The organism is Sphingomonas yabuuchiae, assembly GCF_001477495.1.
In the GTDB taxonomy this organism is placed as follows: domain Bacteria; phylum Pseudomonadota; class Alphaproteobacteria; order Sphingomonadales; family Sphingomonadaceae; genus Sphingomonas; species Sphingomonas yabuuchiae_A.
On record NZ_LDTF01000051.1, the window covers coordinates 28,310 to 49,379 of the forward strand.

Below are 21,070 nucleotides of genomic sequence, written 5' to 3' on the forward strand. Positions count from 1 at the left end.
GCGGAACGAAAATGGAACGGATTTGATCGGGCGGCGGGAGTGGTCTTTGGAGGCCCACACGGCTATGGGGCGAACTCCATGATCCCAGAACAATTTCGTGTCGCGCTGTTCAGCGGCAACTATAATTATACGCGCGACGGCGCGAACCAGAGCCTGAACCTGCTTGTCGGCCATCTGCTGGCGCGGGGCGTCGCTGTGCGGGTCTATTCGCCAACCTCGTCCACGCCCGCCTTTCCGCCGGTCGGCGATCTGGTCGATGTGCCCGCCATCCCGCTGCCGTTCCGGGCCGATTACAAGCTGGCGCGCGGGCTTCCGGCCAAGGTGCGGGCCGATCTGGAGGCATTTGCGCCCAACATCGTCCACGTCTCGGCGCCCGAATTCCTCGGTCACGCTGCCGTGCGTTGGGCACAGGAGAACGGCGTGGCGTCGATCGCCTCGGTCCATACCCGCTTCGAGACCTATCCGGCCTATTACCATCTGGGTTTCCTGGAACCGGCGATTATCAAGCTGCTGACCCGCTTCTACAACAAGTTCGACCGGATCGTGGCGCCCAGCCCCAGCATGATCGCACTGCTGCGTGGCTGGGGCGTAACACCGCCGATGGGCATCTGGTCGCGCGGGATCGATCACGACCGTTTCCGGCCGTCGCGCCGCAGCCTGGAATGGCGGCGCTCGCTGGGCATCGCCGATCACGAGGTGGCGATCGGGTTCCTGGGGCGACTGGTCAAGGAAAAGGGCCTCGACGTCTTTGCCGAGGCGCTGGCGGAGCTTCGGCGGCGCAGCGTGGCGCACAAGGTGCTGGTCGTCGGCAAGGGGCCCGCGCAGGACTGGTTCGCCAAGGCGACACCCGATGCCATCTTCGCGGGCTATCAGACCGGCGACGACCTGGGTCGGGCGGTCGCATCGATGGATATCTTCTTCAATCCCAGCGTGACCGAAACCTTCGGCAACGTCACGACCGAGGCGATGGCGGCGGGCGTCCCCGTGGTGGCGGCCAACGCGACGGGCGCGATGGACCTCGTGGCGGATGGTGAGACCGGCTATCTGGTCGGCGCGCGCGACATCACCGGCTATGCCGACGCGTTGGAGCGGATCGCCACCGACCAGGCCCTGCGCCACCGGTTCAGCGAAGCGGGACAGGCCCGCGTCGCCGATTACCGGTGGGACAGGGTCAATGACGCGGTGCTCGACGCCTATCGCGCCCTGTTCGTTTAACCTTCGCGCCAGTCGAAGGTCAGCGGCGCTTCGCGAAAGGCGAAGCGGTCGAGATGGCTGGCGACCACCTGTCGCATTTGGGCGACATCGCCGTCCACGGGCACCGTTAACACGATATCCAGCGTTTCGCTGGCTGCGCGCATGTCCAGTTTGGACCCGTTGGGGAACAGGATCATGCCCTCTTCGGCGGTGAACGACACCTCCATCTTGTGGCTCCAGTGCTTGGCGAGTTGCTGGAGGTAGCGGCTGGCCGACTGGGTCGGCACGCGGGCGACGGACAGGCTCATTTCAGGCGTTCCACTTTCTGCGCGAGTTCGTCGATCATTGCGGCGACTTCATGCACCATCTCCTGAGGCGCATCGCCGCTGCCAAAGCGGTCCATTACGGCCATTTTCAGCCCGCCCATGGCACGCCGGATCGGCGCCGCATCGACCCGCTGGCGATGTTCGCCAAGGGCCCGCAGCCGTGCGAGCAAAGCCTCGACCTGTTCGGCATTCTCGGTCAGGTGCGTGCGGCCGGTATCCGTCGCGGCGAAACGCTTTTTCACCCCCTCGGAACGTTGTTCCTCGATAAAGCCCATTTCGTCGAGTAGGGTAATCGTCGGATAGATGACACCCGGGCTGGGCGCATAAGCGCCTCCGGTCATCGCCTCGACCTCGCGGATCAGGTCATAGCCGTGGCGCGGTTCGTCGGCGATCAGCTTCAGCAGCACAAGCCGCAGCTCGCTGCCATCGAACATCCGACCCCGGCGACCACCGCCCGGCCCTCGCAGTCCGCCCCGTGGGTCTTCGAAATTCCATTGCACTTCCTGCGGCCCGAAACTCCACCGGCCGCGCCGTTGGTGATGTTCTTGACCATGTCCGTGCTCATGAAAATGTCGCATTCTGATACTCCGAATTGGGTTTTGATACGCTCAAGATATATCGCACGGAAAGTTCGTCAAGATGACTCACGATATATCTTTGATAGTAATGGTGACGGGGGACTTCGGCGCCCCTACATGACCGCTATGGCCGATCTCTTCGCGGGTATGGACCCCGCCCCCGTCCAGCCCTCTTCCTCGGTCGATGCGCCGCTTGCGGATCGCTTGCGCCCGCTAAAGCTGGCCGAGGTCGTCGGGCAGGATCACCTGACCGGGCCGGAGGGCGCCATCGGGCGGATGGTCGCGGCCGGGCGCTTGTCATCCATGATCCTTTGGGGACCGCCGGGCACGGGCAAGACGACCATCGCCCGGCTGCTCGCCGCCGAAGTGGGGCTGCGCTATGCCGCGATTTCGGCCGTGTTTTCCGGCGTCGCGGACCTTAAAAAGGTCTTCGCCGAGGCGCGCGATCATGCCCGGCTCGGCCAGCGAACGCTGCTGTTCGTGGACGAGATCCACCGCTTCAACCGCGCGCAGCAGGACGGTTTTTTGCCCTTCGTCGAGGATGGCACGGTCACGCTGGTCGGCGCGACGACGGAAAATCCTTCCTTTGAACTCAACGCCGCACTTCTGAGCCGCGCGCAGGTGCTGATCCTCCACCGGCTTGGCCAACCTGCGCTGGAACAGTTGCTGGAGCGGGCCGAGACGTTGATGGAGCGCCCCCTGCCCCTGCAACCGCCCGCCCGCGATGCGCTGCTTGCCAGCGCGGATGGCGATGGCCGTTTCCTGCTCAACCAGGCCGAGACCTTGTTTGCGGTCGACCTTCCCGAACCGCTCGAAGCGGCTGGGTTGTCGGCGTTCCTGCAACGCCGGGTCGCGGTCTATGACAAGGACCGCGAGGGACATTATAATCTGATCTCGGCGCTGCACAAATCGATCCGGGGATCGGACCCGCAGGCGGCCCTCTACTATCTCGCGCGGATGCTGACGGCGGGCGAAGAGCCGCTATACGTCCTGCGTCGCCTGACCCGCACGGCGATCGAGGATATCGGGCTGGCCGATCCGCAAGCGTTGACCCAGTGCCTCGCGGCCAAGGATGCCTATGAGTTCCTGGGCTCTCCGGAGGGAGAACTGGCGATCGTGCAGGCGTGCCTGTACCTCGCCACCGCGCCCAAATCGAACGCGGCCTATAAGGCGCAGAAGCAGGCATGGCGGACCGCGAAGGACACCGGATCGCTGATGCCGCCCGCCAATATCCTGAACGCGCCGACCAAGCTGATGAAGCAGATCGGCTATGGCGCAGGCTATCAGTACGACCACGACGCGGATGGCGGTTTTTCGGGTGCGAATTACTGGCCCGACGAACTGCCACCACAAAGCTTCTACGAACCGTCTGGGCGCGGCCTGGAGAAGCGCATCGCCGAGCGCATGGCCTGGTGGGACGAGCGCCGTCGGGCCTTGCAGGATGGCGGCGATGACCGTCACGGCTGACCGTTTCAGCGGCTTCGTCGCGATCGACTGGTCGGGTGCGCACGGTGTTGCGCATCCGGGTATCCAGGTCGCCCTGTGCCATTCGGGAAACGCCGCGCCCGTCATCGTTGCGCCGCCGGGTCGGGCCTGGTCGCGCGAAGGCGTAGCCGATTGGCTGCTCACGCGGGCGGACGAGCCGCTGCTGATCGGCTTCGACTTCAGCTTTTCGGCCCCGTTCGTCATGCGCGGGGCGCATTTGCCGGGGGACAGGCCGACCGCGGATGCGCGGGCGCTCTGGGCCTATGTCGACGATAGTTGCGACGATCCCGATCTGGGCGCACGCAGTTTCCTTGAGGCGCGTCGCGGGCGGCATTTCTATTTCGGGGCCGCAGACGGGCGAAAGGCGGACTTTCTCCATTGGCGAACCTGCGAGATCGCGATCGGCGGCGCGCGCAAGCCTTCGACCGTCTATGACGCGATCGGCGCGTCGCAGGTAGCGAAGGCGAGCTTTGCCGGAATGCGGATGTTGCGGCGTCTGGATGGACATGTCGCGATCTGGCCGTTCGATCCAGTTCCGCCATCGGGCGCGCTGGTCGTCGAAATCTATACCTCGATCGCCGCCCGTGATGCTGGCCGCCCGCGTGGGCGGAGCAAGATACGAAGTGCCGAAGCGCTGAACAATGCGCTGATCGCCTTGGGCAGCGAACTGCACGATCCGCTCGATCGCTACGACGATCACAGTACTGATGCGATCCTGACCGCCGCATGGCTCCGCGCCATGGCGACGCGCGACGATCTCTGGCGTCCAGCGGGCCTCACCCGTCAAGTTGCGCAAACGGAGGGCTGGACCTTCGGCGTGTCATGATGCCAGGGGGATTGGCACGGCGGTTGTGCAGGGGTTTTGTAACCGCACTAAGCTCGACGCTCTGTCGGTCCAGGCGGCAGCGATAGTGATAGCGCGCACCACGCTGGCACAGATAGGTGATCGAGGCCATGTCCCCGTCTCGTCCGGTCGCTGGCACAGGCTTCGATTGCGGGCGGACGACGGCAGCGTGTGCACAGCTTGGTGCTACAGCCACGTATCCCGCGAAGCCTGGCCGGACGCCGGAAATCCATGGGTTCAGTGTAGTGCGGAGATGGAGCGGGTGAAGGGAATCGAACCCTCGTATTCAGCTTGGGAAGCTGCTGCTCTACCATTGAGCTACACCCGCAAATCAACGGAAATCCGTTGCCACGGCTCTCTAAGTGGGGGGCACGGCAACTGTCAAGACGGTCACGGTTACGAGGCGGGACGCGGCAGGATAACGGCGCTGTTCGCGACGCGTCAAACGCGGCGCGGATCGATCGCACCAACAGAATATGGATGAAGGTGCGAAGCATTACCGCGCCGATCGAGAAGTGGGCCGCAACCGGGCCGAATGCGCGACAGTCTGGCGGACATATGCGCGCGTATTATTGGACGGACAGGCGGATCGGATCGCGGCGAACAAAGGTCTGTTTTCCACGCGTGAACGCCAAAATGCATTTGTGAGGTGGCGGGCAAGCAACGATAGACACCGGCGCTGCCGCGACGGCGGTCAGCCATTGCACCAACGATGCGCTACACGACGGCAAGCAGTGTTCCGATCGCGTTACACCGCTGGGCGCTGAAGGGCGCTGATAGGGTATGATAACGGGCCGAACTGACCATCGTCTGTGGTTGTGCATTGGCGCGTCTCGCCGCCAACTCGACGGTAGTAGCATGAAGAAATTCTGCCCCTAGCAGAATCTGGCTTGGGTAGGAGTGGATAGGCCGACGCTATCCATCACGATGACAATAGCAACAAATCCGCTATGCTGGATATATGGAAACCGATTCGGCAATCATTGCGCTCGGCGCTCTCGCGCAGGAAACGCGCCTAGATGTGTTCCGCTTGCTGGTGCTCCACGAACCCGTCGGGATGGCGGCTGGCGAGATTGCCCGCCAACTCAATGTCCCGCAGAACACCATGTCCGCGAACCTTGGTATTCTCGCCCGCGCGGGACTGGCCCGCTCCGAACGGCATAGCCGGTCGATCATCTACCGTGCCGACCTTGACGGCCTGCGGGCGCTGACGCTGTTCCTCGTCAAGGATTGCTGCGCGGGCAACGCGGAACTGTGCGCGCCGCTCATCGCCGAACTCGCCCCCTGCTGCTGAAAGAACGCCCCGTGGCTGTCGATATCGTCATCTATCACAATCCGGAATGCGGCACGTCGCGCAACGCCCTTGGGCTGATCCGCAATGCCGGCATCGAGCCGCATGTGGTCGAGTATCTAAAGACCCCACCCGCGCGTGCGCTGCTGGTCGAGCTGATCGACCGCGCCGGCATGACGCCCCGCGGTCTGCTGCGCGAGAAGGGGACGCCCTATGCGGAGTTGGGCCTGGGCGACACGTCGCTGTCCGACGATGTGCTGGTCGATGCGATGATGGCACACCCGATCCTCATCAACCGGCCGCTAATCGCCTCGCCGCTCGGCGTGAAGTTGTGCCGCCCGTCCGAAACCGTCCTCGATCTGCTGCCGAGCGAACAGCTTGCCGCGTTCGCGAAGGAGGACGGCGAACAGGTGGTAGATGCTTTGGGTCAGCGCGTCGCCTGATGCTTCTTGCCATCCTGATCTTCGTCGCGACGATCACGCTCGTCATCTGGCAACCCAAAGGCCTCGGAATCGGGTGGAGCGCGATAGGCGGGGCCGTCGTGGCGCTGCTCGCGGGCGTCGTCACGTTGTCCGACGTGCCGGTGGTATGGGGCATCGTATGGAACGCGACCGCTGCGTTCGTCGCGATCATCCTCATCAGCCTGTTGCTCGATGAAGCCGGGCTCTTCGAGTGGGCGGCGCTGCACGTCGCCCGCTGGGGCGGGGGGCAAGGTTGTCGGTTGTTCGTCCTGATCGTGCTGCTCGGCGCAGGCGTGTCCGCGCTGTTCGCCAATGACGGTGCTGCGCTGATCCTGACGCCGATCGTCATCTCCATGCTGCGGGCGCTGGGGTTCAAGGATAAGGCGACGCTGGCGTTCGTCATGGCGGCCGGGTTCATCGCCGACACCGCCAGTCTGCCGCTGGTCGTGTCGAACCTCGTCAACATCGTGTCGGCCGACTTCTTCCAAGTCGGGTTCGGTGACTATGCGTCCGTGATGGTACCGGTCGACCTCGTGTCGATCGCCGCGACGTTGGCGGCGCTGCTGCTGTTCTTCCGACGCGACATACCCACAGACCACGACGTGCGGGCGCTGCGCGCGCCGCGCGAGGCGATCCGCGATGCTGCAACGTTCCGCGCTGGATGGATCGTGCTCGCTTTGCTGCTCGCCGGCTTCTTCCTGCTCGAACCACTCGGCGTGCCGGTCAGCGCCGTGGCCGCTGCCGGCGCGATCCTGCTGCTGGTGATCGCAGGGAGGGGCCACGTTATCCCAACGGCCAAGGTGCTGAGCGGCGCCCCGTGGCAGGTCGTGATCTTCTCGCTCGGCATGTACCTGGTCGTCTATGGCCTACGGAACGCAGGGTTGACCAATCATTTGGCGGCGCTGCTCGATAGCAGCGCGCAAGGCGGCGTATGGGGCGCTGCGCTGGGCACGGGCATCATCGCAGCGGTCCTGTCGTCGGTGATGAACAACATGCCGACCGTGCTGGTGGGCGCGCTGTCGATCGACGCAACGCACGCGACCGGGGCCGTCAGGGAAGCGATGATCTACGCCAACGTGATCGGCTGCGACCTCGGCCCCAAGCTGACGCCGATCGGCTCGCTCGCGACGCTGCTGTGGCTGCACGTTCTGGGGCAGAAGGGCGTGCGCATCGGATGGGGCTATTATTTCCGGGTCGGGGTCACGCTGACCGTGCCTGTCCTGCTCATAACGCTGGCGGCGCTCGCGCTGCGAATTGGAATTACCTGATGCCTCTCCGTGACCTTGCCGACCCCGACCATCTGGCCGCGCTCAACCAGCGCTATGCGCGCGACCGGCCCGCTCTTGGGCTGGGCGCTGGAGATCCGCCGCCCCACATCCTGCGGCTCTACGGGCCACTGCATGAGCGGTCTTATTCGCGCGTGTGCATCTAAGAGGCGGCGCGACTACTCCGTTTCTTCGGCTGCAAAACGCGCATCTTCGATCCATCGAGGCTATTGAATCTGTTGCAGGGAAGGCGCATTGATCTGGGCACCAAACTGTAGCACATAGCCTTTCGGACGATCTAGAAACCGCAGTTTTCTGCGGGTTTCAGTGTGGCCAAATCATGGAACGGAATCCCTTCACCCGCTCCATCACCTCAATGGTCACCGCATATTTTTACATGCGGTAATAATCCCGATACCAGGCGACAAAGCGCTCCAGTCCTTCGGCCAGAGCGACCTTGGGTGCATAGCCGGTCAGTGCGTTGAGTTTCGACACATCGGCGTAAGTGGCGGTCACGTCCCCTGGCTGCATCGGCTTCATAATCTTGATCACATCGCGACCCAGCGCCCGCTCCAGCGTGGAGATCATGTCCATCAAACCGACCGGCTGGCTATCGCCGATGTTGAGAATACGGTGGCTGCCGCGCTCGGGCGAATGGTCCAGTGCACCGACGATGCCGTCGACGATATCCGCGATATAGGTGAAGTCCCGAGCCATCCGGCCCTCGCCGAAAATCTCGATCGGCTCGCCGTTCAGGATTTTGCGGGTGAACGAGAAATAGGCCATGTCCGGCCGTCCCCATGGGCCATAGACCGTGAAGAAGCGCAGCCCCGTCTGCGGAAAGCCATAAAGCGTCGCATAGGACTGGCTCATCAACTCGCAGGCGCGCTTGGTCGCGGCATAGAGCGACACGGGGGAGACCGCGGGCTCATCCTCGCTGAACCCCTGCCCGCCCATCGGTTTGTCGCCATAGACCGAGCTGGACGAGGCATAGACGAGGTGGACGAAGCCCGGCTGGTGGCGACATGCCTCCAGTATCGCAAGATGGCCGCCAATATTGGAGCGTTCATAGGCAAAGGGGTTGTCGATACTATAGCGCACGCCCGCCTGTGCCGCGAGATGGACGACGCGGTCCGCGCCATGCTCCCTCAATAGCTCGGCGACGGCTCCGGCATCCGCCACGTCCATCATATGGAAGGAAAATCCGGGAACGCTCTGCAAACTGGCGAGCCGCGCCCGTTTCAGCGCCGGTTCGTAATAGTCATTGAGATTATCGATCCCGATCACCGTCTCACCACGCGAAAGCAGGCAATGGGCGGTGGCGTGACCGATAAAGCCCGCCGCGCCGGTGACGAGGATGGGTGCGGCCATCGGCTTAACTACCCAGAACCGCGCCGGGGCGGGCGTTCCGCCCCGTTCCAGTCACCGTAATCCGCATCCAAGCACTCCATCTCTTCGGTCATTCAGGACGGGCACAATCGTCCCTATGACCCGCCTCTAGGGCGTCAGTCTTGAAAAAGTACAAAAATGCAAATGGATCGGCGGTTCAGATACCGCCTGCGATGACGTCGCGACCATCGGCTTCCAGCGCGAGGGTCAAGTCCCGCAGACAGGCGTCGACCTGCGCCGCATCGGGGCTTCGCACGACGAAATTCGCCCCCGTCCGACCCTCGCGGAAAAAGGGATAGCTTCCGATCGCCACACCCTCATGCGCCTTTTCGGCCTGACGGAGCAGTTCGGCGACCTCGCTCTCGCCGACCCAGCAACCGATCGTGCCCGACACGACCGGTCGGCCGCCTTCCAGCGTTCCGGTCAACGCGTCGAGCATACCCGCGGTGATGTGCGGCACTCCGGCCATGATGAAGATGTTGCCGATGCGGATGCCCGGCGCGCCGGAGACGCGGTTGGGGATCAGCGAAGCACCTTCCGGCGTGCGTGCCATCCGCGCGCGGGCGGCAGTCACCCCGCCGCGCGTCGTATAATAATCCTCCAGGATCGCGCGAGCTTCGGGATGCTCGATCACCGGCACGCCCAGCGCTGCGGCGATCGCGTCGACCGTGATGTCGTCATGCGTCGGCCCAATGCCGCCGGTCGTGAATAGATAGTCGTTGCGTACGCGCAGCGTGTTCACCGCTTCGCCGATCGCATCCGGCCGGTCAGCGACGACCCGAACTTCGGCAAGCCTGATTCCCTGTACGTTTAACCAGGTGGCCAGTTGCGCGATGTTGCGATCCTGTGTCCGACCCGAGAGGATTTCGTCACCGATGACGATCAGTGCTGCGGTCCAGATACGCTCAGGTGAGGTCGCGGTTTCCATGCGCCCGACATAGCCTCGCAAAAACGGTCGCGCCACGCTATATCGCGGCCATGACCGATTATGTGACCGTTTCCGCCGACGCGCCTCAGGGGCGGACCGGCGCGATCAAGCTCTGGGGCCGCGAGGCGTTTGACGGGATGCACAAGGCGGGCCGCCTGGCCGCCGAGACGCTGGACATGCTCGTCCCGCATATGGTGCCGGGCGTCACCACGGCCGAGATCGACCGGCTGATCCACCAGTTCATCCTGGAACGTGGCGGCGTACCCGCGACGCTGGGTTATCGTGGCTATACGCATTCGACCTGCATTTCGATCAACCATGTCGTCTGCCACGGCATTCCGTCCGAAAAGACGTTGAAGTCCGGGGATATCGTCAATGTCGACGTGACCCCGATCGTCGACGGCTGGCATGGCGATACAAGCCGCATGTACCTGATCGGCGACGTGCCGCTGAAGGCCCGCAAGCTGGTCGAGGTGACCTATGAGTGCCTGATGCTGGGCATCGAACAGGCCAAGCCCGGCAACCACATGGGCGATGTCGCCCATGCCATCCAGCAGCATGCCGAGAAGCATCGTTACGGCGTGGTCCGCGATTTTTGCGGCCATGGCCTGGGCCTGTTGTTCCACGATGCGCCAGAGGTCGTCCATGTCGGTCGCCCCGGCACCGGCCCCGAACTGAAGCCCGGTATGATCTTCACCATCGAGCCAATGATCAATACCGGTCGCCCGGACGTGAAGCTGCTCGACGATGGCTGGACGGCGGTGACGCGAGACCGTTCGCTGTCGGCGCAGTTCGAGCATTCGATCGGCATCACCGAAGAGGGCTGCGAAATCTTTACGCTCAGCCCGGCGGGCTATACCCAACCGCCCTATATCTGACGCCATGATGCTGGGTGCGATCCGGGTTGCGGCACGCGACCGCGCCCGATTGGCCGAGGTGATCGCCACCACCTCGCGCTTCGGGTTGGACGTGCTGTTGGCGCGGCTCGGGCTCGACCCGGCGCGGCGGGATCCGGATGCCCTGCCCTTCGACCTGCCCGCGCGCACCCGGCAGGCGATGGAGGCCCTTGGTCCAGTGTGGGTCAAGCTCGGCCAGATCCTGGCCACCCGCGCCGACCTGCTGCCGCCGGAATGGATCGCCGAGTTCGAACGGCTGCATAGTGCCGCTCCCCGCCTGCCCTTCGCCGATCTGCGCGAACAGGTCGAAGCCGCGCTGGGCGAGCCGCCCGAAAGCGCCTTTGCCCGGTTCGATCCCGAGCCGTTGGCCGCGGCTTCGATGGCGCAGGTCCATCGCGCCGCGCTGGCGGATGGCACGGAGGTCGTCCTCAAGATTCGCCGCCCCGGCATCCGGCCGGTGATGGAAGCCGACCTCCGCCTCCTGACCCAGCTGGCGGTGCTGGTCGAGGCCGCCAACGCCGAAGCCCGGCGTTACGGCGCGGTACGGATGGTACGCGAACTCGGCCGCGACATCCTCGAAGAACTCGACTTCACCAATGAAGGTCATAACGCCGACCGACTTCGCGAGGATTTTGCTGGCGATGCCCGCGTGATCGTCCCGGCGATCCACTGGGCACAGACCTCCGAAACGCTGCTGGTGATGGACTTCATCGATGGCGTGCCGCCGCGCAATGCCGAGATCCTTCGACAGGCCGGGATCGATCCCTCCGCCATCGCCTCGACCGGGGCGGACATCGTGCTCGACATGACGCTGATCAACGGGCGTTTCCATGGCGACCCGCATCCGGGCAACCTGCTCTGCCTGCCCGGCAATCGGATCGCCATGCTCGACCTGGGTCTGATCGGCCATGTGTCCCCGCGTCGACGCGAAGAGGTGATCGCCTTTACCCAGTCGATCGCGAACAGCGACCCCGCCTTGCTCACGGAAACGTTGAAGAACTGGTCGCAAACCGACGATATTGCGCCCGAACGTTTTCAGGCGGTCGCCGACCGGCTCGTGGCCCGGCATGGCGGCGGCGCGTTGCGCTTGGCGGCGATCCTCGGCGACATATTCCCGGTGCTTCGCGAAGAGCGCATCGTCCTGCAGCCCGACATGCTGCTGCTGTTCAAGGCGCTCATCACCATCGACGGCGTGTTGAGCGGTATCGAGCCCGACTTCGACTTGTCGGCCGCGCTTCGTCGGGCCAGCGCGCGAATCGTCGAGGCGCGTCTTGCCCCCGAACGCTGGACCAGACGCGCGGCTTCACTGGCGCTGGAGCTGGACCGCCTGGGCGACGACCTCCCCCGCCTGATCCGCGCGACCACGCGCAAGATGGAGAGCGAACCGGCGGCCCCTTCCACCGGCGGCATCGAAGCGGCGATCCGCACCGGCACAGGCTGGATCGCGGCCGCATTGGCCTTTTCCGGCGTCGCCATCGCGATCGCGCTGCACTTCGGATAACATCTTCGCATCCCGATAGTGACGAACCCGCGACACCGCGTTAAAGGCGCGGGCCATGACCGAGATCACGCCCCAGATCGTCGCCGACCACGGCCTGTCCGAAGAAGAATATCAGCGCGTCCTGACCGCGCTGGGCCGCGAGCCGAACCTCGTGGAGCTTGGCATCTTCTCGGTCATGTGGTCCGAGCATTGCAGCTACAAGTCGAGCCGCATCCACCTGAAGAAGCTGCCGACCGAAGGGCCTCAGGTGATTTGCGGTCCCGGTGAGAATGCGGGCGTCATCGACATCGGCGACGGCCAGGCCGCCATCTTCAAGATGGAGAGCCATAACCATCCTTCCTATATCGAGCCCTATCAGGGTGCGGCGACCGGCGTCGGCGGCATCCTGCGCGACGTGTTCACCATGGGTGCGCGGCCGGTCGCCAACCTGAACGCGCTGCGCTTCGGGCGTCCCGATCACCCCAAGATGCGCCATCTGATCTCGGGCGTGGTGCATGGCATCGGCGGTTACGGCAACTGCGTCGGCGTGCCGACCGTGGGCGGCGAGGTGAACTTCCACCCTGCCTATGACGGCAACATCCTCGTCAACGCGATGACCGTCGGCGTCGCGGATCAGGACAAGATCTTCTACTCGGCCGCCAGCGGCGTCGGCAATCCGATCGTCTATGTCGGCTCCAAGACCGGCCGCGACGGCATCCACGGCGCGACCATGGCGTCGGCCGATTTCGGCGAAGATGCGGAAGCGAAGCGCCCGACCGTGCAGGTCGGCGACCCCTTTACCGAAAAGCTGCTGATCGAGGCGTGCCTGGAGCTCATGGCGTCGGACGCGATCGTCGCGATCCAGGACATGGGCGCGGCGGGCCTGACTTCCTCGTCGGTCGAGATGGCGTCCAAGGGCGGCGTCGGAATCGAACTGATCATGGACGATGTGCCCCAACGCGAAGAGGGCATGACGGCTTATGAGATGATGCTGTCGGAAAGCCAGGAGCGGATGCTCATGGTGCTGAAGCCCGGCCGCGAGGATTTCGCCGAAGCGATCTTCCGCAAGTGGGAGCTGGACTTCGCGGTCATCGGCCATGTCACCGAGACCGGCCGCATGGTCCTTCGCCACAAGGGCGAAGTGGTGTGCGACATCCCGCTCGCGCCGCTGGCCGACGACGCACCGCTTTACGACCGGCCGCATGTGCCGACCGAGGTTCCGGCTGCGATCACGTCGCCGGGTTGTCAGGACCCGGCGGCGGACCTGCTCAAGCTGATGGGTTCGCCCGACATCGCTTCGCGTCGGTGGATCTGGGAGCAGTATGACCATATGGTCGGCGGTGACACGGTGCAGCGCCCCGGTGGCGACGCCGCCGTGGTTCGCGTCCATGGCACGCAAAAGGGGCTCGCGATGAGCACCGATTGCACGCCCCGCTACTGCTATGCCGATCCGGTTACCGGCGGCATGCAGGCGGTGGTCGAGACGTGGCGCAACATCACGGCGGTCGGCGCCAAGCCGCTCGCCATCACCAACTGCCTCAACTTCGCGAATCCGCAGCGCCCAGAGATCATGGGCCAGATCGTCGGTTGCCTGGAAGGCATGAGCCAGGCGTGCCGCGCGCTCGACTATCCGATCGTGTCGGGCAACGTCTCGCTCTACAATGAGTCGAAGGCGACCGGCGGCGGCTCGGCGATCCTGCCGACCCCGGCGATCGGCGGCGTCGGCCTGATGGCCGATTGGTCCAAGTCGGCGACGATCGCCTTCAAGGGCGCCGGCGACGTCATCGTCCTCATCGGAACCCCCAAGGGTGAAATCGGCCAGTCGCTGTGGCTGCGCGAAGTGCACGGGATCGAGGGCCGCGAGGCGGGGCCGCCCCCCTCGATCGACCTGGACGCGGAACGTCGTACCGGTGACTTGGTGCGCGAAGCGATCACCGCCGGTCACCTGACCGCCGTGCACGACGTCTCGGACGGCGGCATCGCGGTGACGGTCGCCGAGATGGCGCTGGCTGGCAATATCGGCGCGCTGATCCAGTTCCCCGAGCAAGGCGAGGCCTGCCGCCAGCTCTTCGCCGAGGACCAGGGACTTTACATCGCCACGGTCGAGGACACCGCCTTGATGGACTTCCTGGCGAACGCACATCAGGCGGGCGTCGAGGTCGAGCGGATCGGTCGCACGGCGGGCACGCGCCTGATCTTCGAGCGCGAGGACGGCGATTTCGTCGTGGCGCTCGACGACCTGCGGGGCGCGCATGAGGGCTTCTTCCCCGCGCTGATGGGCGCGGACGCCGCCCTCGCCTAACCTTCTGGCGGAGCCTCGGCGGCGTGCCGGGGCTCCGCACAGTGGCGAAGGATCGCATAGCCGATCGCCGCCGCCAGTACCGAGGCCAACAGCACGCCCAGCGACGCCGCCTCGCGCATTTCGCCATCGCCGAATGCCAGCCCCGCGATGAACAGCGAGATTGTGAAGCCGATCCCGGCCAAGGCGCCGACGCCCGCCACCATCGGCCATGTCACCTCATCGGGCCGCCGCGCCAGCCCCAGCGCGCTTGCCGCCCAGGTGAAGGTCAGGAAGCCCAGCGGCTTGCCGATCACGAGGCCCAGCACCACGCCCATCACCAGCGGCCCGCCGATCATCGATAGCAAATCCCCCGAAATGTGGATGCGCACGTTCGACAGTGCGAACAGCGGCAGCACGATATAATTGACCCAGGGGGTCAGCACCTCGATCAACCGGCTGCTCGCTTCACGCGTGGCCGACGCCATTTCGTGCAGATAGCCCAGCCGTTCCTCGGCCCGCTCGCGGTGCCGATGCTCCTCCTCGTCATCATCAGCCCCTTCGGCCGCATCATGCGCGTCGCGAAACTCGTCGACCCGCCGCTGGACCCGCTGCGCAAAGGCATGTTGTTGCAGCCGGGGCTGGACGGGAACGGTCAGGCCGATCAGAACCCCGGCGATCGTCGCATGGATGCCGGACTCCAGCACGCCGCCCCATACGAGCAACGCGAGCAGCACATAGGGCACCGACGACACCCAGCCTATCCGGCGTAACCCCATGATGCCCGCCAGCCCAGCCGCCGCGACAACGAGCCCCCATGGATCGATCGCACCGCTATAGGCGAAGGCGATGACCAGCAGCCCGCCGACATCGTCGACCGCGGCAAAGGCCAGCATTGTCGCGCGCAAACCCGCTGGCAGCCGGTTCGCAAAGACGGCGATCAGCGCGAGACCGAAAGCCGTGTCGGTGGTGATGACCGCGCCCCAGCCGGGTTGCGCGGGCGTGCCTCCGGCGACCGCCAGATAGAGCCCCACCGGCACCAGCATCCCGCCCAAGGCCCCCGACAGGGGAAACGCTGCGCTGCGCCAGTGCGCCAACGGCCCTATCGCCATTTCCCGCTTCACGTCCGCCCCCACGATCACGAAGAATAGCGGGAGGAGGGCATGGTCGATCCACTCGGCCAGCCGGTGCGACACCTCGCCCGTTCCGAACCCGATGGTGACGGGCGTGTCCCAGAAACGCTCGAAACCGCCCGCCCAGGGACTGTTGGTCATCGCCAGCGCCAGGATCGTCGCGAGCAGCAACGGGCCGCCCGTGACCTCCCGTCCTGCGAACAGCGGCTCGATCTTGCGCAGGAACGCCGACGCGGCGGGCGAATGATGCGCACGCGCGATGGTGCGGCCGGTCAGACGAGGCGATAATCCCATGGGATTCCAATGCCTCGCCAGCACGGTGGTTGCATCCCCACCAACGCGGGCTAAGCCCCGGCAAGTTAGACGGAGCTATTCCTTGGCCGACGGTCCTGCCCCTGCCCCTCCCCTGTGTTCGGCCGCCCCCGGTGAGCGGCTGTTGTCGCTGGACGTGTTGCGCGGCGTAGCGGTGATGGCGATCCTGCTCGCCAACCTGCCCGGCTTTGCCTTGCCCGACTCCGCTTATTCCAACCCGATGGGGTGGGGCGGGCGACGACCGATCGACATCGTCATGTGGTTCCTGACCGAAAGCTTCGTCAACGGGCGGATGCGCGGGCTATTCTCGTTGCTGTTCGGCGCATCGACCCTGTTGGTCATCCAGCGGGCGGATGCGGCGGGGTGGAACGGAGCGTCCTTCCACCTGCGGCGGATGGCGGTGCTGTTCGTTCTGGGAATGGTCCACCTGACCTTCATCTGGACCGGGGATATCCTGGCCCATTATGCGCTCGTCGGCGTCGTCGCGCTCGCCTTTGTCGGCCTGACGCCACGGGCCCTGTGCTGGACCGCCTTGGGCTGCGCCGGACTATCCATGGCATTCGGTGCGCTGGACTGTCTGGGGCTGTTCGTCGCCGCCGCGCGAAACACGCCGCAAATGGCGAGCCTATGGGACAGCTATCAACTGGCGTTCGGCACGCCTCCCACCGCCAGCCTCGCCCCGGAAATCACCGCGATGCGCGGGTCCTGGGTTATGGCGACGGCCTTTCGGCTGGAGAATAACGGTAATCCGTTGATCGATCTCATCCAGATCGGCCCGGACACACTCAGCGCGATGCTGCTGGGCATGGCTACATTCAAGTCGGGCTACCTGACGGGCGGCTGGCCGCGCGCCGCCTATCGCCGCTGGGCGGTATGGGGCCTTGGACTGACCATTCCCGCCTATGCCGCGATGGCGTCGGGTATCATGGCCAGTGGATACGACGTTCGCGCGGTGACCCTGGTCGAACTGCTCCTGAACGTGCCCTTTCGACTGATCGGGACGATCGGTTATGCCGCGCTGATACTGCTGCTGATGCGGCCCGGCGGCTGGTGGACGGTGCGGATCGCCGCGGCGGGGCGCATGGCCTTCACCAATTATATCGCGACGAGCCTCCTCATGACGGCCGTTTTTTACGGTCATGGTCTGGGGCAGTTCGCCCGCTGGAGCCGGGCAGAACTCTATATTCTGGCGCCCATGATGTGGGGGTTGATGATATTCTGGTCGAAGCCCTGGCTGGCCCGTTTCGGGCAAGGTCCACTCGAGCGCCTATGGCGATTGGCAAGTCGAGGCGTAGTCGGCCGGGCGGGATAATTTTCTGCAAACGGCTCGCAATATGCTTGCGATCCACTCTCATTAGCGCTAGACAGAGGACGTAATCGATGGAGAGCGCCTTGGTCGTCTGCGTCTGCAATGCCATTCGGGAATCCCAGGTCCGCGATGCGGCGCGCGCCGGTTCCATGACCCCGTGTCAAATGTATCAGGCGCTCGGTCGCCAGCCCAAATGCGGCCAGTGCGCGGTCCTGGCACGCGCCATCATCGACGAAGAACGCGCCGCCGCCTGAGTTTCTCTACAGGCCTGCCGCCATGCGACCATAGCCCCGCTTTCGCGTTGGGGAGTTTTGGGAGAGCGGCGATGAGCGACCGGACCAACCTTCAGATCGGCCTGCGCCGCAGCGGCGAAATGGCCGCCGTCTTCATGATCGGCGATGGCCTGCTCGGCCTGTTGCAACCGAAACGGCATGTCGAACTCTGGCGATCGGATGTTCCGGCAGTCGATCTGCTCGTCCGTCCCTTTGCCGACCATCCGCTACGCCGCCGGGCTTATGGCTTGTTGCAACTGGCGGCCGGTATCGCCCTCGCCTCTGCCCTGCGCAAGCCTTAGGCGGCGGGCTAAGGCCGGGACGCGCGGACCGGACGGCGCGGTCGCCGGAACCAGAAGGTCCAGACCGCCAACGATCCCAACAAGCTCAGCGCCAGACCGCTGACGGTCATCAGCAGTTTCCACGCCAGCCCACCCACACGCCCGGCATGAAGCGGATAGAACATGGTATAGACGCGGGCGGCTCGCGGCATCGCCATCGCGTCGGTGTTGGACAGCAGGCGGCCGGTGGCGGCATCGAAGACCAGGGTAGTTCGCCCATTGGGCAACCACTCGTCTGCCCGTCGCATTCGCAGTGTTATCGGGTCTCCCCGCTTGCGCGGCATGGACAGGATACGAGGAACGGCATCGGGAAAACGCTGGCTCGCCGTCGTCAGCATCGCGCGCCAGGGCGGATTGGCCGACAGCGACCCGCCATGCACCTTGCCCGGCCGCAACGCCGCCAGCGCCTTGGCGGGGGAGCCGAACGGCGCCACGACGATCATCGCCACCGGGCGAAACACCATCGCCGCGCCGGTAATGCTCGACAGCAAGAGCAGCGGTGCGACGATGATACCCAGATCGCGGTGATGCATGACGATCGCCGGACGGCTCATGCGTTTCGGCAGCAGCCGCCATTTGAACGTTCGCCGGGTCCGCCACCACAGGATCGTGCCCGACACCACGAAGAACAGCCCGCACAGCCCCGCAATCCCGATCACCGTCTCGCCGATATCGCTGGCGAACAGATGATGGTGGAAGTCGAACAGCCACAGCTCCGGTCGCTCCCACTGGCTGCTCCAGCGTTCGACGATCCGCCCGCCCTGATCGGCATAGGCACCCGCCCCATGGGCAAGCCGAAGCTGGTGCAGGGCAAAGCCGTTATCGGCGAACACCACGCTCTCGCCGCCCTCAGGCTGAGGGAGCAGACGCTGGACCGCCGTCGCGACGGAGGCCGGATCGCGGATCAGCGGCATCGTCTTGCCCGGCACCGTGATCCACGCGGTCTTCCAGACCAGTAGGCACCCGGTCAGCCCCAGCAGACCCAGGACCAGACCGATGATGCCGCCCGTCCAGCGGTGGAGCAGATCGAGCCACTTCATCGTCAGAACCTTACGTCCCAGCCCAGCGTAACGGTGCGCCCGCGCCCGGCGAAATAGCTGAAATTGTCGGTCGGCAGCCGGGTGTCGCTGGAATAGTCGATGTAGAAGCGGTCGAGCAGGTTCTGCGCCGCGATATAGATCGTACCCTTGCCGGTATCATAGGCGATGGTGCCGTCGACGACCGTATAGCCGCCAAAATCGTTGCGCGGGTCGCGCAGCCGCCCCTTGAATGTCCGCGACAGGAAGAATTGGCTCTGCAACCGCGCCGACCACGGCCCGCGATCATAGCTGGCCGCCAGGTTGAGCCGGTCTGGCGAGATGTTGGTGCCGTCCAGATCGGTGTCGACGATCCCGTCGGGCGGCGTATTGCTGTCATAGCGGCCCGACAGATGCGCATAGCCGATCGACAGGCGCGTGCCCGGCAGCGGCAGGCGCATGCCCAGGTTGATCTCCAGCCCCTGGATTTCGGTTCGCAGACGCTGGACGTCGAAGATGCCGCCCGGATTGGCGATCAACAATTGCCCCTTGTCGCTGGACGACCAGAAATAGGCGGTGCTGGCATCGAACGGCCCGCGCTTCACCTCGATACCGATCTCGCGATTGTTCGATACGATGGGCGCGATGTCGAGGAAGGTGTCGATCGAAACACCCGGCTGGTTCACCGCGCGGGTGATGCGGCCGATATCGGGGACGGTGAAACCTTCGGCATAGCTGGCATAGGCACGGATGCCCCGGATGGGCTCGACGATGACGCCGCCGTTGAACAGGGCGTCCTGGAAGGTCGGCGTACCGCCCTTTACCGAAACACGGTTCGACGTCGCCAGCGTGGTATAGTCGGCAATACCGATGCGGACATTCTCCCATCGCACCCCGCCCGCCAGTCGCACCGCCTTGTCGAACAGCGCTAGGTTCAGCTGGCCGAACGGCGCTAGGCTCCGGAAGTCGCTGGGCGGCACCCAGACGCGGTTCGTCAGGATCAGCCGCTGCTCGGTCTTGTCCCACAAGGCATCGAAACCGATGATCGCGGTCAGTGCCTCGAAACCGGGGATCGCGCGCTCATAGCTGATCTTGCCGCCAATCTTGCGACTGCGGTTTTGCGATTGGTCGATCAGAGTCCCCACCGGCGCGATCAGTGAGTCCTGGAAGGTTGCGATCGGGTTGATCTCCGCCCCGAAGGTGTCACGGGTGCGGTTCCAGAATATCTGGGTGACGAGGTTGCCCCGGGCCAGGTCCGGATCGGTGAGCGACAGCGCCACGCTCTCCGTTCGGCTCGCAGCACTGCGACCCGGCGGATCGCCGCGCTGGGCGCTGGTCGGTAGGCCGGTGACGCGGTTACCCGCCACCGCGACATAATCGCCGTCACCCTTCAGTTCGAACCGGCTGGCTATCAGGTTGAGCCTCATCGTATCGGTCACCGCATAGCCCGCGCGCGCGAACAGCGAGGTGGTTCGCGAATCTTGGGTCTCGCCCTGAGTCAGGTTCAGGCCGACCCGGCGCCCCTCCCCATCATAGAAAACGCCGCGCTTTTCATAGACCGCGCCTGCGCTGATATCGAAGCGGCCCGACTTGTACTGCAGCAGCCCGCCAACCTTGCCGCCCAGCCCGTCGCCGTGAAAATCGGCGTCGGCCGTGCCCTGCACCAGTGCGCGGCCGCTCAGTCCTTCACGACGGGGCGCGCCGACTGTCACCTGGTTGACGATGCCACCCGTCCCGCCGACACCTTGCAGCGCATTCGAGCCATAGATCAGTTCGACCCGGTCGATGAAGAAGCCGTCGATCGTATAGCCGTCCCGGCTGCCGTCGCGCAGCGGCGTGGTCTGCGGAATACCGTTGATCGCATAAAGCGGCGAGCGCCCCCGCAGCGTCTCGCCTGCACCGGACAATTTCTGGCGGGTCGGCGAGAAAGATGGAGTCAGGGTCGCGACGGCATCGACCACCGAGCCGGAGATGGCGATCTGCTGATCCAGCGCCTGCTTGTCGATGATGTCGATGGTCAGCGGCAAGGCGTTGGGCGGCAGGACGGAGCGCGCCGCGCTCACGACGATGTCCTGCGCGGGCATATCGCCCGCTTCTGGTGCCTCCGCCTTATCCTGCGCCTGAGCTATCGCCGGATAGAGCGCGACCGAGGTCATCGCCAGAAGCCGCCAACCGATATTCATATCCGCCACCCCCTTTGTGGTGGCGGCTCTTAGGCAAAAGAATTCAAAATTGCAAATCGGTCGCATTAGCTGGATGGCACCAATCCTGT

General features: G+C 64.9%; 19 protein-coding genes, 1 tRNA gene and 1 pseudogene. 13 read left to right on the forward strand and 8 right to left on the reverse strand.

All coding sequences use genetic code 11. From position 1 onward, the window contains the following. The first annotated feature begins 78 nt into the window (after positions 1-78). Positions 79-1,215 carry a glycosyltransferase family 4 protein gene (locus tag NS355_RS10530; RefSeq protein WP_058745676.1) on the forward strand — a complete coding sequence of 379 codons (1,137 nt, stop codon included), beginning with the start codon at positions 79-81 and terminating at the stop codon, positions 1,213-1,215. Here the strand turns inward: NS355_RS10530 and NS355_RS10535 are convergent. Together NS355_RS10535 and NS355_RS10540 are read right to left on the reverse strand one after the other, a co-directional pair. After that, positions 1,212-1,502, reverse strand: coding sequence for a DUF2218 domain-containing protein (locus NS355_RS10535; protein WP_058745677.1), 291 nt, complete (start codon positions 1,500-1,502; stop codon positions 1,212-1,214). The genes NS355_RS10530 and NS355_RS10535 overlap by 4 nt on opposite strands. Continuing rightward, on the reverse strand, positions 1,499-1,954 hold the full coding sequence (locus NS355_RS10540) for a PadR family transcriptional regulator (RefSeq protein WP_345938805.1): 456 nt from the start codon (positions 1,952-1,954) through the stop codon (positions 1,499-1,501). Before NS355_RS10540 ends, NS355_RS10535 begins: the two co-directional genes overlap by 4 nt. Positions 1,955-2,224: 270 nt before the next feature. Here NS355_RS10540 and NS355_RS10545 point away from each other — a divergent pair, with 270 nt between their 5' ends. Both NS355_RS10545 and NS355_RS10550 read left to right on the forward strand, forming a co-directional pair. Beyond that, the gene (locus tag NS355_RS10545) at positions 2,225-3,565 is read left to right on the forward strand and encodes a replication-associated recombination protein A (protein ID WP_058745679.1); all 1,341 of its coding nucleotides are present in this window, start codon (positions 2,225-2,227) and stop codon (positions 3,563-3,565) included. After that, positions 3,549-4,409: a hypothetical protein gene (locus NS355_RS10550; RefSeq protein WP_058745680.1), complete on the forward strand. Its 861-nt coding sequence runs from the start codon at positions 3,549-3,551 to the stop codon at positions 4,407-4,409. The genes NS355_RS10545 and NS355_RS10550 overlap by 17 nt, the downstream gene beginning before the upstream one ends. Before the next feature lie 272 nt (positions 4,410-4,681). Here the strand turns inward: NS355_RS10550 and NS355_RS10555 are convergent. After that, positions 4,682-4,755: transfer RNA gene (locus tag NS355_RS10555), tRNA-Gly, on the reverse strand. A 633-nt stretch (positions 4,756-5,388) separates the two neighbouring features. Here NS355_RS10555 and NS355_RS10560 point away from each other — a divergent pair. The 4 genes and pseudogenes from NS355_RS10560 to NS355_RS18320 form a co-directional block, all read left to right on the forward strand. After that, a complete protein-coding gene (locus NS355_RS10560; protein ID WP_058745681.1) occupies positions 5,389-5,721 on the forward strand; it encodes an ArsR/SmtB family transcription factor in 333 nt (110 codons plus the stop codon). Positions 5,722-5,732: 11 nt separating this feature from the next. Beyond that, on the forward strand, positions 5,733-6,161 hold the full coding sequence (arsC, locus tag NS355_RS10565) for an arsenate reductase (glutaredoxin) (RefSeq protein WP_058745682.1): 429 nt from the start codon (positions 5,733-5,735) through the stop codon (positions 6,159-6,161). After that, entirely contained in the window at positions 6,161-7,447 is a 1,287-nt protein-coding gene (locus tag NS355_RS10570) for an arsenic transporter (protein WP_058745683.1), read from the forward strand. Before arsC ends, NS355_RS10570 begins: the two co-directional genes overlap by 1 nt. Beyond that, positions 7,447-7,674 (forward strand): annotated as a pseudogene (locus NS355_RS18320) (arsenical resistance protein ArsH); the annotation flags it as partial. The gene NS355_RS10570 and the pseudogene NS355_RS18320, both read left to right, overlap by 1 nt. A gap of 163 nt (positions 7,675-7,837) precedes the next feature. Here the strand turns inward: NS355_RS18320 and NS355_RS10575 are convergent. Both NS355_RS10575 and NS355_RS10580 read right to left on the reverse strand, forming a co-directional pair. Beyond that, positions 7,838-8,815, reverse strand: a complete 978-nt coding sequence (locus tag NS355_RS10575; protein WP_058745684.1) for an NAD-dependent epimerase/dehydratase family protein — start codon at positions 8,813-8,815, stop codon at positions 7,838-7,840. 175 nt (positions 8,816-8,990) lie between these two features. Then, complete coding sequence (locus NS355_RS10580; protein WP_058745685.1) at positions 8,991-9,761, reverse strand: competence/damage-inducible protein A; 771 nt, start codon at positions 9,759-9,761, stop codon at positions 8,991-8,993. A 50-nt stretch (positions 9,762-9,811) separates the two neighbouring features. On the opposite strand from NS355_RS10580, the gene map reads away from it, so the two are divergent. The 3 genes from map to purL are packed head-to-tail and all read left to right on the forward strand — an operon-like array spanning position 9,812 to position 14,439. Next, the gene (gene map, locus NS355_RS10585) at positions 9,812-10,639 is read left to right on the forward strand and encodes a type I methionyl aminopeptidase (RefSeq protein WP_058745686.1); all 828 of its coding nucleotides are present in this window, start codon (positions 9,812-9,814) and stop codon (positions 10,637-10,639) included. 7 nt (positions 10,640-10,646) lie between these two features. Beyond that, on the forward strand, positions 10,647-12,158 hold the full coding sequence (locus NS355_RS10590) for an ABC1 kinase family protein (protein ID WP_058745715.1): 1,512 nt from the start codon (positions 10,647-10,649) through the stop codon (positions 12,156-12,158). A gap of 55 nt (positions 12,159-12,213) precedes the next feature. Further along, positions 12,214-14,439, forward strand: a complete 2,226-nt coding sequence (gene purL, locus NS355_RS10595; protein WP_058745687.1) for a phosphoribosylformylglycinamidine synthase subunit PurL — start codon at positions 12,214-12,216, stop codon at positions 14,437-14,439. Here the strand turns inward: purL and nhaA are convergent. Continuing rightward, positions 14,436-15,842 carry a Na+/H+ antiporter NhaA gene (gene nhaA, locus NS355_RS10600; protein WP_058745688.1) on the reverse strand — a complete coding sequence of 469 codons (1,407 nt, stop codon included), beginning with the start codon at positions 15,840-15,842 and terminating at the stop codon, positions 14,436-14,438. The genes purL and nhaA overlap by 4 nt on opposite strands. Positions 15,843-15,924: 82 nt before the next feature. Between nhaA and NS355_RS10605 the strand changes: the two genes are divergently transcribed. The 3 genes from NS355_RS10605 (at position 15,925) to NS355_RS10615 (ending at position 17,743) form a co-directional block, all read left to right on the forward strand. Next, positions 15,925-17,172, forward strand: coding sequence for a DUF418 domain-containing protein (locus NS355_RS10605; protein WP_244489648.1), 1,248 nt, complete (start codon positions 15,925-15,927; stop codon positions 17,170-17,172). A gap of 80 nt (positions 17,173-17,252) precedes the next feature. Further along, entirely contained in the window at positions 17,253-17,423 is a 171-nt protein-coding gene (locus tag NS355_RS10610) for a (2Fe-2S)-binding protein (RefSeq protein ID WP_058745717.1), read from the forward strand. Positions 17,424-17,494: 71 nt separating this feature from the next. Next, complete coding sequence (locus NS355_RS10615; RefSeq protein WP_058745689.1) at positions 17,495-17,743, forward strand: hypothetical protein; 249 nt, start codon at positions 17,495-17,497, stop codon at positions 17,741-17,743. A gap of 8 nt (positions 17,744-17,751) precedes the next feature. On the opposite strand, the gene NS355_RS10620 is transcribed toward NS355_RS10615, so the two are convergent. After that, positions 17,752-18,822: a PepSY-associated TM helix domain-containing protein gene (locus NS355_RS10620; protein WP_058745690.1), complete on the reverse strand. Its 1,071-nt coding sequence runs from the start codon at positions 18,820-18,822 to the stop codon at positions 17,752-17,754. A 2-nt stretch (positions 18,823-18,824) separates the two neighbouring features. Then, positions 18,825-20,981, reverse strand: coding sequence for a TonB-dependent receptor (locus NS355_RS10625; protein ID WP_058745691.1), 2,157 nt, complete (start codon positions 20,979-20,981; stop codon positions 18,825-18,827). Between the last annotated feature and the right edge of the window lie 89 nt (positions 20,982-21,070).